The sequence below is a fragment of the Kitasatospora sp. NPDC056783 genome (assembly GCF_042789895.1).
In the GTDB taxonomy this organism is placed as follows: Bacteria; Actinomycetota; Actinomycetes; order Streptomycetales; family Streptomycetaceae; genus Kitasatospora.
Map to the genome: position 1 here is coordinate 1 of NZ_JBHUAF010000233.1, position 13,402 is coordinate 13,402.

At 74.0% G+C, this 13,402-nt stretch carries 11 protein-coding genes and 1 pseudogene; 4 read left to right on the forward strand and 8 right to left on the reverse strand.

All coding sequences use genetic code 11. The features are described 5' to 3' along the window. Positions 1-1,103, reverse strand: a 1,103-nt coding sequence (locus ACFRMQ_RS27115) for a PP2C family protein-serine/threonine phosphatase (protein ID WP_380733259.1), incomplete at its 3' end; no start/stop codon positions are given. Positions 1,104-1,342: 239 nt separating this feature from the next. Between ACFRMQ_RS27115 and ACFRMQ_RS27120 the strand changes: the two are divergent. Beyond that, positions 1,343-1,905 (forward strand): annotated as a pseudogene (locus ACFRMQ_RS27120) (O-acetyl-ADP-ribose deacetylase). A gap of 311 nt (positions 1,906-2,216) precedes the next feature. Here the strand turns inward: ACFRMQ_RS27120 and ACFRMQ_RS27125 are convergent. Then, positions 2,217-3,050: a class I SAM-dependent methyltransferase gene (locus ACFRMQ_RS27125; RefSeq protein WP_380733261.1), complete on the reverse strand. Its 834-nt coding sequence runs from the start codon at positions 3,048-3,050 to the stop codon at positions 2,217-2,219. 216 nt (positions 3,051-3,266) lie between these two features. Between ACFRMQ_RS27125 and mshA the strand changes: the two genes are divergently transcribed. Both mshA and ACFRMQ_RS27135 read left to right on the forward strand, forming a co-directional pair. Beyond that, the gene (gene mshA / locus ACFRMQ_RS27130) at positions 3,267-4,637 is read left to right on the forward strand and encodes a D-inositol-3-phosphate glycosyltransferase (RefSeq protein ID WP_380733276.1); all 1,371 of its coding nucleotides are present in this window, start codon (positions 3,267-3,269) and stop codon (positions 4,635-4,637) included. 163 nt (positions 4,638-4,800) lie between these two features. Further along, on the forward strand, positions 4,801-5,385 hold the full coding sequence (locus ACFRMQ_RS27135; protein WP_380733262.1) for a YbjN domain-containing protein: 585 nt from the start codon (positions 4,801-4,803) through the stop codon (positions 5,383-5,385). Between the two features lie 25 nt (positions 5,386-5,410). On the opposite strand, the gene ACFRMQ_RS27140 is transcribed toward ACFRMQ_RS27135, so the two are convergent. Further along, on the reverse strand, positions 5,411-6,733 hold the full coding sequence (locus ACFRMQ_RS27140; protein ID WP_380733264.1) for an MDR family MFS transporter: 1,323 nt from the start codon (positions 6,731-6,733) through the stop codon (positions 5,411-5,413). Positions 6,734-6,881: 148 nt separating this feature from the next. Here ACFRMQ_RS27140 and ACFRMQ_RS27145 point away from each other — a divergent pair, with 148 nt between their 5' ends. Further along, positions 6,882-7,640 (forward strand): phosphoglyceromutase, encoded by a 759-nt coding sequence (locus tag ACFRMQ_RS27145; RefSeq protein WP_380733266.1) that lies wholly within the window; start codon positions 6,882-6,884, stop codon positions 7,638-7,640. Between the two features lie 81 nt (positions 7,641-7,721). Here the strand turns inward: ACFRMQ_RS27145 and ACFRMQ_RS27150 are convergent, their stop codons facing one another. The 5 genes from ACFRMQ_RS27150 to ACFRMQ_RS27170 all read right to left on the reverse strand — a co-directional run. Beyond that, positions 7,722-8,960 (reverse strand): tyrosine-type recombinase/integrase, encoded by a 1,239-nt coding sequence (locus ACFRMQ_RS27150; RefSeq protein WP_380733268.1) that lies wholly within the window; start codon positions 8,958-8,960, stop codon positions 7,722-7,724. A 316-nt stretch (positions 8,961-9,276) separates the two neighbouring features. Then, a complete protein-coding gene (locus tag ACFRMQ_RS27155) occupies positions 9,277-9,507 on the reverse strand; it encodes a helix-turn-helix domain-containing protein (protein ID WP_380733269.1) in 231 nt (76 codons plus the stop codon). A gap of 1,007 nt (positions 9,508-10,514) precedes the next feature. Then, positions 10,515-11,828 (reverse strand): DUF3987 domain-containing protein, encoded by a 1,314-nt coding sequence (locus ACFRMQ_RS27160; protein ID WP_380733270.1) that lies wholly within the window; start codon positions 11,826-11,828, stop codon positions 10,515-10,517. Continuing rightward, on the reverse strand, positions 11,828-12,421 hold the full coding sequence (locus ACFRMQ_RS27165) for a hypothetical protein (RefSeq protein WP_380733272.1): 594 nt from the start codon (positions 12,419-12,421) through the stop codon (positions 11,828-11,830). The genes ACFRMQ_RS27160 and ACFRMQ_RS27165 overlap by 1 nt, the downstream gene beginning before the upstream one ends. Before the next feature lie 681 nt (positions 12,422-13,102). Further along, positions 13,103-13,402, reverse strand: a 300-nt coding sequence (locus ACFRMQ_RS27170; protein WP_380733274.1) for a helix-turn-helix domain-containing protein, incomplete at its 5' end; no start/stop codon positions are given.

The window sequence follows — 13,402 nt, forward strand, 5'->3', positions numbered from 1 at the left end:
CTCCCGCTCGCGCTCTCGGTGTCATCGGGCTCGATGACCAGCATGCAGAGCGTCGCGAAGATCTCCTCGCTGCGCCGCTCGTGCTCCAGCACGTGCTGGAGGGTGGCGAGCAGGGCTTCCCCGGTGAGGCCCGCGAAGACCAGGGTGCGCCACGCTATCCGGAGCGCGACCCCGAGCGCGGCCTCGTCCGGGCCGTGGCCGCAGACGTCGCCGATCACGACGTGGACGGTGCCGTCGTCGGTGCGCACGGCGTCGTAGAAGTCGCCGCCGAGCAGCGCGCGCCGGCGGCCGGGGCGGTAGCGGCGGGTGAAGGAGAGCCCGGCGCCGTCGAGCAGGGGGGTGGGCAGCAGGTGGCGCTGGAGGCGGGCGTTCTCCTGGCCGCGCAGCTCGGCCTCGACCAGGCGCCGCTGGGACTCGTCGGCGCGCTTGCGCTCGACGGCGTAGCGCAGGGCGCGGGCGAGCAGCGGGCCGTCCGTGTCGTGCTTGAGCAGGAAGTCCTGGGCGCCGGCCGCGACGGCGGCCGCGCCGAGTTCGGCCCCGGCGGCGTCGGTGAGCACCACGACCGGCGTGTGCGGGGCCCGGCGGAGCAGCTCGTGCAGGCCCTCCAGCCCGTCGGATCCTCCCCCGGTCCGGGAGGCCGGGAGGTGCCCCCGTTCCGGGTCCGGCAGGTCGGCGGGCGCGGCGAGGTCGAGCAGCACGCAGCCGAACTCGGGGGTGCGGGAGCGCCCGCGCCGCGCCCAGAGGGCGGGCGGGGCGAGCAGTTCGGTGGCCTGGTCCAGTCCGCGGGCCCAGTGGATCTCGATCGAGGTGCCGCTGTCGGCCACCGCGGCCTTGATCAGCTGGGCGTCGGAGGCGTCGTCCTCGATGACCAGCAGCCGCAGCGGTGCGTCGTCGGCCGGGCCGTCCGCCGGACCGGCGCCCGGCTCGGAGACATGGGACGGGTGGCCGGCGTGCGCGGCCCGTGAGCGGGGGTGGGGTATGGGGGAGACCGCCGTGGCCCGGCCGGTCGTGGTGCGGTTGCGGGCGTGGCCGACGGGGGCGCCGCCATGGGCGCCCGGCAGGTCTGCGGCACCAGGTGCCCGCCCGTCTCCCGTTGCGGGCATCGGTGGTTCCTCCCTTTCCCCGCCTGCGTAACGGCCGGCGTCCGTCCGCAGTGCCCGACCGGGCGTCGGGGAACTTCTCGCGACCATAACGTGATCTCCGGGGATTTCTGTCGCCGACCTGGCCGTTGTGGTCATTGCCACGACGATGGCGGTGTGGTGGACGGATGCGGACGAGGGCTCGGTTCCCGCCCCGGCGGTGCCGGGCGGTTCCTGGAAGGGGAGTGGTGGAGGTGGCGGCGGTGACCCGGATCACCCTGGTGGAGGGTGACATCACGGAACAGTCCCCGCGGACGCCCTGGTGAACGCGGCCAACTCGTCCTTGCTGGGTGGTGGCGGGGTGGACGGCGCGATCCACCGCAAGGGCGGGCCGCGGATCCTGGAGGAGTGCCGCCGACTGCGTGCCTCGCACTACGGCAAGGGGCTGGCCACCGGTCAGGCGGTGGCGACGACGGCCGGGCGGCTGCCCGCCCGGTGGGTGGTGCACACCGTCGGGCCGGTGTACCGGGCGGAGGAGTACGAGGAGCGGGCGGAGCTGCTGGCCTCCTGCTATCGCGAGTCACTGCGCACCGCGGCGGGGCTCGGCGCGCGCACGGTGGCCTTCCCGGCCGTGTCGGCCGGGATCTACGGCTGGCCGCCGGCGGACGCGGCCCGGATCGCGCTCGGCACCGTCGCGGAGGTGCTGGACGGCGGTGACGCGGAGGCGGGCTCGGAGCTGGCGGAGGTGCGGTTCGTGCTGTTCGGTTCGGAGATGTACGAGGTGTTCGAACAGGCCCGGCGGGAGCTGCCCGGCTGGGCGGACTGACGGCGGGGCCGGTGTGCTGGGGCTGGGTGCGTTGCGGACCGGGCGGTGTGTGGCGGCGCCGCCCGGATGGGTCCATGGTGGCCTGCCGGGGCGTCAACACGCCAGAGTTATTCGATAACTCGTTCTAGTGAATCTATAAGGTCGCTCACCAGCCCGCACCAGCCCGCACCAGCCCGCACCAGCCCGAACCAACCCGCGCCGGCCCCCCACCGGCCCCCCACCGGCCCCCCACCGGCCCCCCACCGGCCCCCCCACCGGCCCCCCACCGGCCCCCCACCGGCCCCCCACCGGCCCCCCACCGGCCCCGCCGCCTACGGCGCCAGCGCCGACCAGGGCACCGTGACCTCACCCTGCCGCCACCGCCCGCGCGCGTCCACCAGCGGCCAGCTGCCCGCCAGCGCCGCGCAGGCCGCCACCCAGCGCTGCCGCGCCCCGAACGCCCCGTAGGGCGCGGCCGCGGCCCAGGCCCGGTCGAAGTCGGCCAGGAAGGCGTGCACCGGGCGTCCCGGCACGTTGTGGTGGATCAGCGCCTTCGGCAGTCGCTCGGCCAGGTCGGAGGGCTGGCCGAGGCCGCCCAGCCGGGCCGCGAAGGTCACCGTCCGGGGCCCCTCGGGGCCGAGCGCGACCCAGACGTGCCGCCGCCCGATCTCGTCGCAGGTGCCCTCGACCAGCAGCCCGTCCGGGGCCAGCCGCGCGCACAGCCGCTCCCACACGGCCGCCACCGTCGACTCGTCGTACTGCCGCAGCACGTTGGCGGCCCGGATCAGCTGGGCCGGAGCCCCGCCGTCCAGCGGCACCTCGAAGCCCCCGCGCCGGAAGGTGAGCAGCGGCGGCTCGGCGTACGGCAGCGCGGCGGCGACCCGCTCCGGCTCGATCTCGATCCCGACCACCCGGACGTCCGGCCGCACCGCGCGCAGCCGCCCGGCCAGCTCGACGGCGGTCCAGGGCGCGGCGCCGTAGCCGAGGTCCACCGCCACCGGCGGGCGCTCGGCGGCGCGCAGCGCCCGGCCGAGGGTGTGGGCGATCCAGCGGTCCATCCGGCGCAGCCGGTTGGTGTTGGTGGTGCCCCGGGTGACCGTCCCCACCGGGCGTCCGGTCCGCCCGCGGGCGGGCGCGGCGGTCGGGGGTTCGAAGGAGGCAGCCATGCCCAGAAGGGTAGTCGGGCCGTCGAAGCGGCCGCGCTGACCTGGGGCGATGCCGTCCGTCCCGGTCCGTGGGCCGGGGGCGGGAATGCGGGACGCGGTTCGTGCGGTTGGCACACTGGTGGTGATGTGTGCCCGGACTGGGCAGCGCACACCGGACAGCGGGCGGCCCGGAGGGGTCGCCCGGACGGGCCGCACAGAGGAGGCTTCAGCCAGGTGATCCAGCACCCGGTCCGTTCGGTACGCCGTGCCCAGCCCGCCGCACCCGCGCGCGGCCGGCTCCAGTCGCTCGTGCCCGGCCGTCGCCGTCCGCGCCGGATAGCGATGCTGAGCGTGCACACCTCGCCGCTGCACCAGCCCGGTACCGGGGACGCCGGCGGGATGAACGTCTACATCGTCGAGCTGGCCAAGCGCCTGGCCGAGCTGAACATCGAGGTCGAGGTGTTCACCCGGGCGACCGGCTCGGACGACGCGCCGACGGTCGAGCTGGCCCCGGGCGTGCTGGTCCGCCACGTCACCGCCGGGCCGTACGAGGGCCTGATCAAGGAGGACCTGCCGGCCCAGCTGTGCGCCTTCACCCACGGGGTGCTGCGCACCGAGGCGGGCCACCGGCCCGGCCACTACGACCTGGTCCACTCGCACTACTGGCTCTCCGGGCAGGTCGGCTGGCTGGCCGCGCAGCGCTGGGGCGTGCCGCTGGTGCACACCATGCACACCATGGCGAAGGTCAAGAACGCCGCGCTGGCCGTGGGCGACACGCCCGAGCCCGCGGCCCGGGTGATCGGCGAGACCCAGGTGGTGGAGGCGGCCGACCGGCTGATCGCCAACACCACCGAGGAGGCCGCCGAGCTGGAACTGCACTACGACGCCCGGCCGGACCAGCTGGCCGTCGTCCACCCCGGGGTCAACCTGGATGTCTTCCGCCCCGCCGGGCCGCGGGCGCCCGCCGCCGCGCGGGCCCGGCTGGGCCTGCCGCAGGACGCCGCGGTGCTGCTGTTCGCCGGCCGGATCCAGCCGCTGAAGGCCCCGGACGTGCTGCTGCGGGCGGTCGCCGCGCTGCTCGACCGCCGCCCGGACCTGCGCGAGCGCCTGGTGGTGCCGGTGGTCGGCGGGCCGTCCGGCACCGGGCTGGCCCGGCCGGAGAGCCTGCACAAGCTGGCCGCCCAGCTGGGCATCTGCGACGTGGTGCGGTTCCACCCGCCGGTCGGTCAGCCGCAGCTCGCGGACTGGTACCGGGCGGCGACGGCGCTGGTGATGCCCTCGTACAGCGAGTCCTTCGGGCTGGTCGCGCTGGAGGCGCAGGCCTGCGGCACCCCGGTGGTGGCGGCCGCGGTCGGCGGCCTGCCGGTCGCGGTGCGGGACGGCGAGACGGGCAGCCTGGTGAACGGCCACGACCCGCTGGAGTGGTCGTACGCGCTGGAGCCGTACGTCACCGACCCGGGCCTGGTGGCCCGGCGCGGCGCGGCGGCGGCCCGGCACGCGGCCCGCTTCGGCTGGGACACCGCCGCGGCGACCACGGCGGAGGTGTACGCCGGCAGCCTGGCCCGCCCGGCCGGCCGGTTCGCCGCGCCCCGGCAGCGGCTGGTCTGAGGCCGGGGCCCGCCCCCGGCCCGCACCGGGCCCGCCCCCGGCCCGCATCCGCTCCCGGACCGGGCCCGCCCACGGACCGGGCCCGCCCTCGGACCGGGCCCGCCCTCGGCTCGCGCCCGTCGGGAGCTGCGCCCGGCCGGTACCGGCGAGTAACCTCGCCCCCATGGCAAACCGCACCAAGGACGAGGCCCTGACCCTCCTGCGCGCCGCCCTGGACGACGCCGGGGTGGCCTGGGAGCCGGCCGCCACCGACCCGTACACGCTGGTGGCGGCCCTCCCCGGCACCCGGAAGCTGAGCACCACCTGCGCCCTGCGGGTCGGCGATCACACCCTGTCGGTGAACGCCTTCGTGATCCGCCGTCCGGACGAGAACCACGAGGCCGTCTACCGCTGGCTGCTGGAGCGCAACACCCGGCTGTACGGCGTCGGGTACGCGATCGACGCGCTCGGCGACGTCTACCTGGCCGGGCGGCTGCCGCTCGAAGCGCTCACCCCGCAGGTCGTGGACCGGCTGCTCGGGACGGTGCTGGAGAACGCGGACGAGCCGTTCAACACCCTGCTGGAGCTGGGCTTCGCCTCGGCGATCCGGCGCGAGTGGGAGTGGCGCACCAAGCGCGGGGAGTCCACCCGCAACCTGGCTGCCTTCGCCCACCTGGCCGCACCGTCCGACGACACCGCGGCGTCCGAGGCCACCGCCCCGTCCGACGACACCGCCGCGTCCGAGGCCACCGCCCCGGACGCCGGCTGACGCCCCTGCCGGTCGACCCCGCCGGTCAGGCGCCCGTCGCAGCTTGCTCAGGCTTGGGCGCGGGTTCGGGCGCGACTGCGGTCGCGGCCGCGGTCGTGGGCGCCGGAACCGCGACGACGGCCCCGCCGGGCCGGACGCCCGGCGCGGCGCCGGTCCGCTTGCCCAGCGCCAGGTAGCCGGCCGCGGCGACCGTGCCGCAGACCCCGCACGCGCCCCACAGCGCCCCGCCGCCGGCCCGCTCCAGCAGCACTCCGCCCACGGCCGGCCCGACGAACGAGGCGAGCGACCAGGAGAGCGAGTAGACGCCCTGGTAGCGCCCGCGGGCGTGGGTCGGCGACAGCTCGGCGATCAGGCTCATCAGGGTCGGTGTGTAGAGGATCTCCCCGATCGTCCAGACCGCCACCGTGAAGGCGTAGAACCAGGCGGACGACCCGGCCAGGGCCGTCATCCCGAACCCCCAGCCGATGAACAGCGAGGCCGCCGCCAGCATGGCCGACCGGCTGCGATTCTCGACCCACCGGGTGAGCGGGATCTGGAGCAGCACGATCAGCAGTCCGTTCAGGCCGATGACCAGGCCGTACTCGGTGGGCGTGACGCCCTGGAGGCCCATGTCCACCGGGAGGGTGGTCGACCCCTGCTGCATCACCAGGGCGAGCAGCAGGGTGAGGCCGACCACGGCCATGAAGCGGCGGTCGCGGAAGACACCGCCGAGGCCGACCGCCGGTTCGTCGGTCTTCGTGGCCGGGGTGTCGGGCTTGGTCTCCGGGATCCTGACGAAGATCACCACCGCGCAGAGCGCCGTGGAGACCGCGTCCAGCAGGAAGAGCGTGAGGTAGCCGTGGGTGGCGATCAGGCCGGCGACCGCGGAGGAGAGGCCGAAGCCCAGGTTGATCGCCCAGAAGTTCAGCGAGTAGGCGCGGACCCGGTCGGCGGACGGGACGATGTCCGCGATGATCGCCGAGACGGCCGGCCGGGTGGCGTTGTTGAAGAAGCCCACCAGGAAGGCCACCACCGCGATCGTCACCTGGCCGTCCGAGAAGCCGAGCACGGCGGTGAACAGCGCGGTGCCGAGCTGGGCGGCGAGCAGGGTCGGGCGGCGTCCGATCCGGTCGGTCAGCACCCCGGCGACGATCGAGGAGACCGCCGCGCCGAGGCCGAACAGGGCGGCGACCACGCCCGCGTAGGTGACCGAGTAGCCGCGGTTGCTGGTGAGGTAGAGCGACAGGAAGGGAACAACGAAGGCGCCGAGCCGGTTGACCAGCGTCGAGACCCAGAGCCACCAGAACTGACGCGGCAGCCCGCCCGCCGTCTCCTGGATCATTCTTCGGAACCGGGCGGTGACGAGCATGTGGGGGCTCCCGAGGGCAGGTGTCCGCTGAGCGGTACGGCAGGCCCGGTCAGCCGACATATGTAAGTGTCAGATACGCAGAGCACACATTACACAGCGGCCGAAGGTCCCCACCAGGGGTTTTCCGGCCCCCACTAAGCTGGGGGCCATGGCTGACACGACGTACCGACTCATCCTGCTCCGCCACGGCGAGAGCCAGTGGAACCAGAAGAACCTGTTCACCGGTTGGGTCGATGTCGACCTCAACGAGAAGGGCGAGAAGGAGGCCGCCCGCGGTGGCGAGCTCCTGGCCGCCGAGGGTCTGCTCCCCGACGTGCTGCACACCTCGCTGCTGCGCCGCGCCATCCGCACCTCGCAGATCGCCCTGGACAAGGCCGACCGGCACTGGATCCCGGTCAGCCGCAGCTGGCGGCTGAACGAGCGCCACTACGGCGCGCTCCAGGGCAAGGACAAGGCCCAGACCCTGGCCGAGTTCGGCGAGGAGCAGTTCCAGCTGTGGCGCCGCTCGTACGACACCCCGCCGCCGGCGCTGGCCGACGACGCCGAGTACTCGCAGGCCGGCGACGCCCGTTACGCCGAGATCCCGAGCGAGCTGCGTCCGCGCACCGAGTGCCTGCAGGACGTCGTCGAGCGGATGCTCCCGTACTGGTACGACGCCATCGTCCCGGACCTCGCCGCCGGCAAGACCGTCCTGGTCACCGCCCACGGCAACAGCCTGCGCGCGCTGGTCAAGCACCTCGACGGCATCTCCGACGAGGCCATCGCCGGCCTGAACATCCCGACCGGCATCCCGCTGGTCTACGAGCTGGACGCCGACTTCAAGCCCGTCACCCCGGGCGGCCGCTACCTCGACCCGGACGCCGCCGCCGCGGCCATCGAGGCGGTCAAGAACCAGGGCAAGAAGTAACCCACCTGGCGATACGGCCCCTGACCTGCGCGTATGGCGCAGATCAGGGGCCGTTGTCATTCCCGGGCCGTCTGTGGGCCGTCAGCCTTCGTGATCTTGGGGCTTGAAGACCCCTTCGATCGCCTTCCGCGCCCGGTGCCGGCTGTCCGGCATCAGGTGGGCGTACACCCGCAGCGTCAGCCCCGGATCGGCGTGGCCCAGGTACTCGCTCACGGCCTTGATGCTCTCCCCGGCGTCGAGCAGCACCGAGGCGAAGAAGTGCCGGAGCGCGTGCATGCCGTGCTCCCGGGCGGACGCGTACGACTCCCCCTTGCCCGGCGTCGGGATGACCCCGGCGGCGGCCAACGCGGGCTTCCAGTGGTCCTCGTTCAGCATGCCGCGCCAGACGATCGAGTCGGACAGGCTGGTGAAGATCAGGCGCTTCGTGACCGGCGGCCCGCCCACCTTCATCCACGGCAGCGTGATCTCCACCGCCGGGAACCGCTCCATGTGGGCCCGGAGCGCGTCGGCCACCGGCCGGGGCAGCGGCACGCTCCGCAGCGTCCCGCCCTTCGGCGGCGCGAAGACCGGCTTGCTCCGGCTCAGCTTGAGCTGCTGGGTGACGTGCATCGTGCTGGCGTCGAAGTCCAGCGCGTCCACGGCCAGGCCCAGGATCTCGCCCTGCCGCAGCCCACAGCCGGCGCCGACGTCGACCGTGGCCCGGTACCGCTCCGTCATGCCCGCCCGGACGGCGAACACCCGCTCCGGCTCCCACGGGACGACCCGCCGGGAGCCGACGACCGGCGGGCGCACGGTCTGCGCGGCGCACGGGTTCCGGAGGAGGATGCCGTCGTCCACGGCCGCGCTCAGCACGGCCCGGACGTTGGAGAAGATCACCCGGGCGTACGACCCCGACATGCCGGAGGTCTCCAGCTCGGCGACGAACTCCCGGATGTGGCTGGGCTGGAACGAGGTCAGCGGCCGGGCCCCGATCCGGGGGAAGGCGTGCCGCCGCAGCTGCGACTGCATCGAGGCCTGCGTGTTGGGATCGCTGGTCTGGCTCCTCAGCCAGTGCTCGGCGAACTCCTGGAAGGTCGTCTTCGCCGTCGCCGGGTCGAGGTACTGGCCGCGCGACATGTCCGCCTCGATCCGGGCCAGCCACTCCTCCGCCTGCCGCTTCTGGCGGTCGGGGAAGCTCTTGCTCTTCTCGGTGCCGTCCGGGGCGACATAGCGGGCCCGGTAGCGCTTGCCGGTGCCGTAACGGTCGGTGCGGACGCGCTGCGGCTTGCCGTCGGGGCTGGGTTCGGTCTTGTACCAGCGGTCCTGGATGTGTCCGGCCATGGGGCCGCTCCTTGAAGTGGTAGTGGCTTCGGTGTTGTTGGGTTGTTGTGGTTGTTGTTGTTGCTCTGACCTGCGACAACAACGGGGGCGGGGTGTTGGGAAGGGCTGGGGGAGGGGTGCTGGATGGGCCCCGCCGGGGCGGTGTTGCGGGCGAGCTCGGGAAGAGGGCGCCTGAGGCTGGGGCGGGATGGTCGTACTGGCGGGTGCTGGGGGCGGGCTTCGCGCCCTTCAGTGCGGGGGTGGGTGGAGGCCCTGCGGGTGGGCCTCTCTCCGGGTGCCTGTCAGTCCTCGGAGAGGTGCCGAGTTCGGCTGCGGGTCAGGCGGCCTGCTGGGTCTGGTCAGTGATCCACTGGGCGACGGCATCGGGGTGGTAGCGCAGGTGCCGGCCGACGCGGAAGGCGGGCGGGCCGGTGCGCTTGCGGCGCCACTGGTAGACGGTCTCCAGCGGGACGCCGAACATCGCGGCGATGTCCTCGGGGGTGAGGAAGCGGGTGGGGAGGGCGACCACGGTGGGTCGGGGGTCGGCCGGGGTGCTGCGGTTGGCCATGGGCCTCTCCTGTGGGTGAGGGCGGGGTGTCAGAGCAGGTGTCAGGGGTGGGTGTCGGGCGGTGTCAGCGGCCGTCTGACACCGGGTTTGCCTAGGGGTTTGGGTGTCAGGGCTTTCAGGTGTCAGGGGGTGTCAGGCTCGGTGCCGGGGTAGGGCGAGGTGGCGTTGGCGCGTGATCGTGTTCCCCTTCTGGGGGTGCCGGTCGGAGCGGGGTAGGGCGGTAGGTAGGGGGCCGGTAGGTAGGGCGGTAGGTAGGGGCTGACCTGCGGTTCCTACCGCCCTACCGCCTCCCGGGAGGGGGTGCCGGGAGAGGGCGGGGGAGGGGCTGGGAGGGTCCTGTCTTCTGGCCTCGGAAGCGGTGGGTTCGGGGCCGTGAGCGGGGTCGGACGGGGCCGGTCGAGGAAGGCGACGGGGCGGTGCCTTCCTTCCCGTCTCCGGCCCGGCGGAGGAGCTTGTCGCGGGGCCTCCGAGCGGGCGGGGTGGTGCGCATGGCGACCCCTCTCGGGTGGCCGCTCCTCGGCGTTGTTGGCGTTGGTGTTGGCGTTGGTGTTGGTGCTTTGACCTGCGCCAACAACGGGGGCGGGGTGCTCTCGGCGGGGGAGGGTAGTGGCGGTGTCCTGGTGGTGGACGCCGGGCCCGTTCCCGTCCGGCATGCGCCTGGGTGGTGGCGGCGGTCGGGGCGGGGTGGGCCCCTGAGGCCTGGTGGGGAGCGGGCCCGGGGCTCCGGGGTGGTCGGTGGGGCGTCCGGTGGGATGGTCGGTCGGGTGGGGTTGGTGGCGGGTGTGCGGGTCATGGTGGCGGGCCCTTTCTGGGCGGGGTGTGTGGTGGAAAGGGTGGAAAGGTTGGAAAGGGGTCTGACCTGCGGTTTCTTCTGGTGGAAAGCGGGGTGGAAAGGGGTGGAAAGAGTCGGGGTGGCGGGCGGTGCGAGGGGCTTGGCACCCCTTTCCGCCCCGCTTAGCACCCGGCGTTTTCGCAGGTCAGGGCCCTTTCCACCCTTCTCACCCTTTTCACCCCGGGGGTGCGAAGAGGAAGACGGTCCGGTGGCGCCCGTCTCCGGGCACCTGGGCTGCGGCGAAGCCGGGCAGCTGGCACAGGCGGGCGGTGAGGTCGGAGCGGTAGGCGGCGTTGCGGCGCTTGAACAGCCGGTACACCTCATCCCCCGACAGCCCGGCCGGTCCGGCGGCCTTCACAGCGGCGATGAGCTTGTCCAGGTCGGGGTCGCCGGTGCTGGTGGCGGCGGTCGGCCCGAGGATGTGGGCGGCGCTGGCGCGGGCGTAGCGGACCAGGGCCCATGCGGCGCGGAGGTGGGCTTCGCCGATGCGGTCGGTGTGGTCGAGGAGGGCGTAGACCATGGCGGCGCGTTTGGCGTAGGGGGCGGCGCGGGCGGTGAACTCGGCGAGCGGGCCCTCATCCGCCTCGTCCCCGCACAGGGCCGGGTAGACCTCCTCCCGCCACAGCTGGGCGGCCTGCTCGGTGAGGCGGACCTCTCCGACGCGGCGGGCGTCGGTGAGGACGGTCTTCCACGCCGACGCGAGGTTGTCGATCAGTCCGTCGGGGGCGCCCTGGCCGTCGGGGTCGAGGAGGTTGCGGTGGACGAAGACCGGCAGGAAGCGGTTGTAGGTGCCGCCGGCCATCTCGGCGTCCTGCATCTTGGCCCGCAGCTCGCGCGGGGAGATGTGGCCGATGACGGCGATGTGCGGGGCGGTGGCGTGCAGCGCGTCCCGGTTCATCACGCCCAGGTCCTCGCCGTTCCAGGCCTGGCGCAGGATGCCGCTGAGCGAGGAGCCTTCCCGCCGTCCCCGGGCCATGGTGACGCCGTACTCGGACTCGACCACCCACAGGCGCTTGTCGGTGACGCCGGGGTCCTTGTCGTCGTCGCCGTCGCGGACCATCTCGATCAGGCCCTCGCCGGAGGACAGGCCGGAGCGGGTGTTGCAGGCGATGAACTCCGGCACGGCGGCCTTGAACAGCCGCTTGGCGGTGTTGGTGCCCGCACCCTTGCGGCCGGCGGCGGTGGCACCGACGGTGAGGGCCCAGATGAGGGCGGGGTGGCGGTCGTTGCCGATCCACATGAACGGCCCCGGGCCGATCGCTGCTCCCCCGGCGGACAGGAGGTTCACCAGGACGCCGACCGGGTCGGCCTCGGTGGTCGGGTCGAGGTCGCGGACGGTGTCGCCGACCCAGCCGCAGAACACCTCCGGGTCTGGGACCGGGCCCGGCCGTGAGGGGCGGTCGATCCCGGGCGCCGGGTCGTACATCGGGTCCTGGTGGCTCTGTGGTCGGCCGTCGGGGGTGGTGGCGAGGTGGAGTTCGACGGGCATCAGGCGCTCTCCGCAAGCTGGGGGACGGTGGTGGTGTCGGGGAGGTCGACCTGACGGCCGTCGGGGAGACGGTGGCGGTGCCAGCCGGGACGGCCGGGGATCGCCACCGGCGGCCAGCCCGGAGAAGCGCTCACGGCCCGTCGAGCGGCTTCGGCGGCGCGGCTGCGCTGCTCGGCCAGCTCCAGCGCGGTCGGGTGGTTCGACCAGGCCCGCACCGTGCGCACCAGACGCTTCCAGGAGGCTTCGTCTTCGGCCACCCACTCGGCGCGGGCCTGCTCGCCGATCACCAGCTCGTTGCGGAGCCCGGTGTGGATGAACTCCGGTGCGGTCTCGGCCTGCTGGCGCCAGGCTTCGGCGGCGGTGATGAGCGCGGCTTCCCGCCGCGGGTCGGCCGGCGGAAGGGCGGCGAAGGCGGGGGAGCCGTAGTCGGGGATGCCGACGGGCTGTCCCCACCGGTCGAGGACCACGGCCGGGGTGATCCGGCGGAGCGCGCCCACGAACCGGTCGGCGGCCCACCGGGCGGTGGAGCGGTGCGCGTCCCGGAGCGGTGCGGGAAGGGCGATCGGGTCGGGCAGCACCGCCGCTTCAACCACACCTGGGTCCGTTTCAAGGACACGGGCGGGCGTTTCAGCGGTACCGGCGGCGGGGGTGTTCACCGGGTGCTCACCGGTGCTCACGGCGCCGTGAGCACCGCTCACGGACGGGCCCGTTTCAGGTCCGCCGGGCGCTGTTTCAGCGGCGCGGGCCGGGGCTTCAGCCGCACCGGTGGGCGCTTCAGCGGCGGGGTGAACGGGGCGGTGAACACCTGACTGGACGGCGCTCACGGCCGGGCCGGTTTCAGCTCGGCGGGCGGGCGTTTCAGCGGTGGCGGCCGGGGTTTCAGGTCGGGGTGGTGGAGGTTCCTGGGGTCGGGAGTCGGCCCCGTCATGGCTGGTCACAGCTACTCCTGCGAGGGGCGGGAAGCGCTTCCGGGAACGCGGGAACGGTCGGCGGAAACGCGGTGAGCGAGTCGGGTGCGGTCGGGCCGTGACACCTGGTCAGTGGGCGACCGATGCATGGGGGAACGGGGCGGGAAGCGCTTCCGGGGAACCGGGAACGGTCGGCGGGTAACGCCGGGAACGGCTCCGTGAGCGGCGGTGAACAGTCGGGTGTTCACCGCCCCGCGCGCGCCCCTGAAAGGCGGCCGACTGCGGTTGAAACCAGGCCAGTCGGGCGGCCGGGTGAGCGGGTGGTGAGCGCCCGTGAGCGTCGGTGAGCGCTCACCCGGGAAGGTGTCAGGCCGCGAGCGGGAGGAGGCCGACGGCCGTCTCCGGCAGACCCAGGAGGCGGGCGATGCGCCGCAGCTGGGTGACGTCGCGGATGGTGCGCTTGCCGCGCTCCAGGAGCGAGACGTACGGCTGGCTGAAGCCCAGGAGGTCGGACAGGTCCTGCTGGGTGAAGTGGGTGTCCGCGCGGAACCGGCGCAGGATGGCGCCCAGGTCCGGGCCCGTCTCCTGGGCGGCGGGCTCCTCGGCCGGGAGCGGGGCGACGGCGGCCAGGCGCGCGGCACGGCGGTCGTCCGGGCCGACCGTCCG

What these genes read in the sequence shown, in the direction of transcription:
- ACFRMQ_RS27145 (WP_380733266.1), top strand. Translation starts at nt 6,882, where the DNA reads ATGGCTGACACGACGTACCGACTCATCCTGCTCCGCCACGGCGAGAGC.
- ACFRMQ_RS27135 (WP_380733262.1), top strand. Translation starts at nt 4,801, where the DNA reads ATGGCAAACCGCACCAAGGACGAGGCCCTGACCCTCCTGCGCGCCGCC.
- ACFRMQ_RS27150 (WP_380733268.1), bottom strand. Translation starts at nt 8,960, where the DNA reads ATGGCCGGACACATCCAGGACCGCTGGTACAAGACCGAACCCAGCCCC.
- ACFRMQ_RS27160 (WP_380733270.1), bottom strand. Translation starts at nt 11,828, where the DNA reads ATGCCCGTCGAACTCCACCTCGCCACCACCCCCGACGGCCGACCACAG.
- ACFRMQ_RS27125 (WP_380733261.1), bottom strand. Translation starts at nt 3,050, where the DNA reads ATGGCTGCCTCCTTCGAACCCCCGACCGCCGCGCCCGCCCGCGGGCGG.
- ACFRMQ_RS27155 (WP_380733269.1), bottom strand. Translation starts at nt 9,507, where the DNA reads ATGGCCAACCGCAGCACCCCGGCCGACCCCCGACCCACCGTGGTCGCC.
- ACFRMQ_RS27140 (WP_380733264.1), bottom strand. Translation starts at nt 6,733, where the DNA reads ATGCTCGTCACCGCCCGGTTCCGAAGAATGATCCAGGAGACGGCGGGC.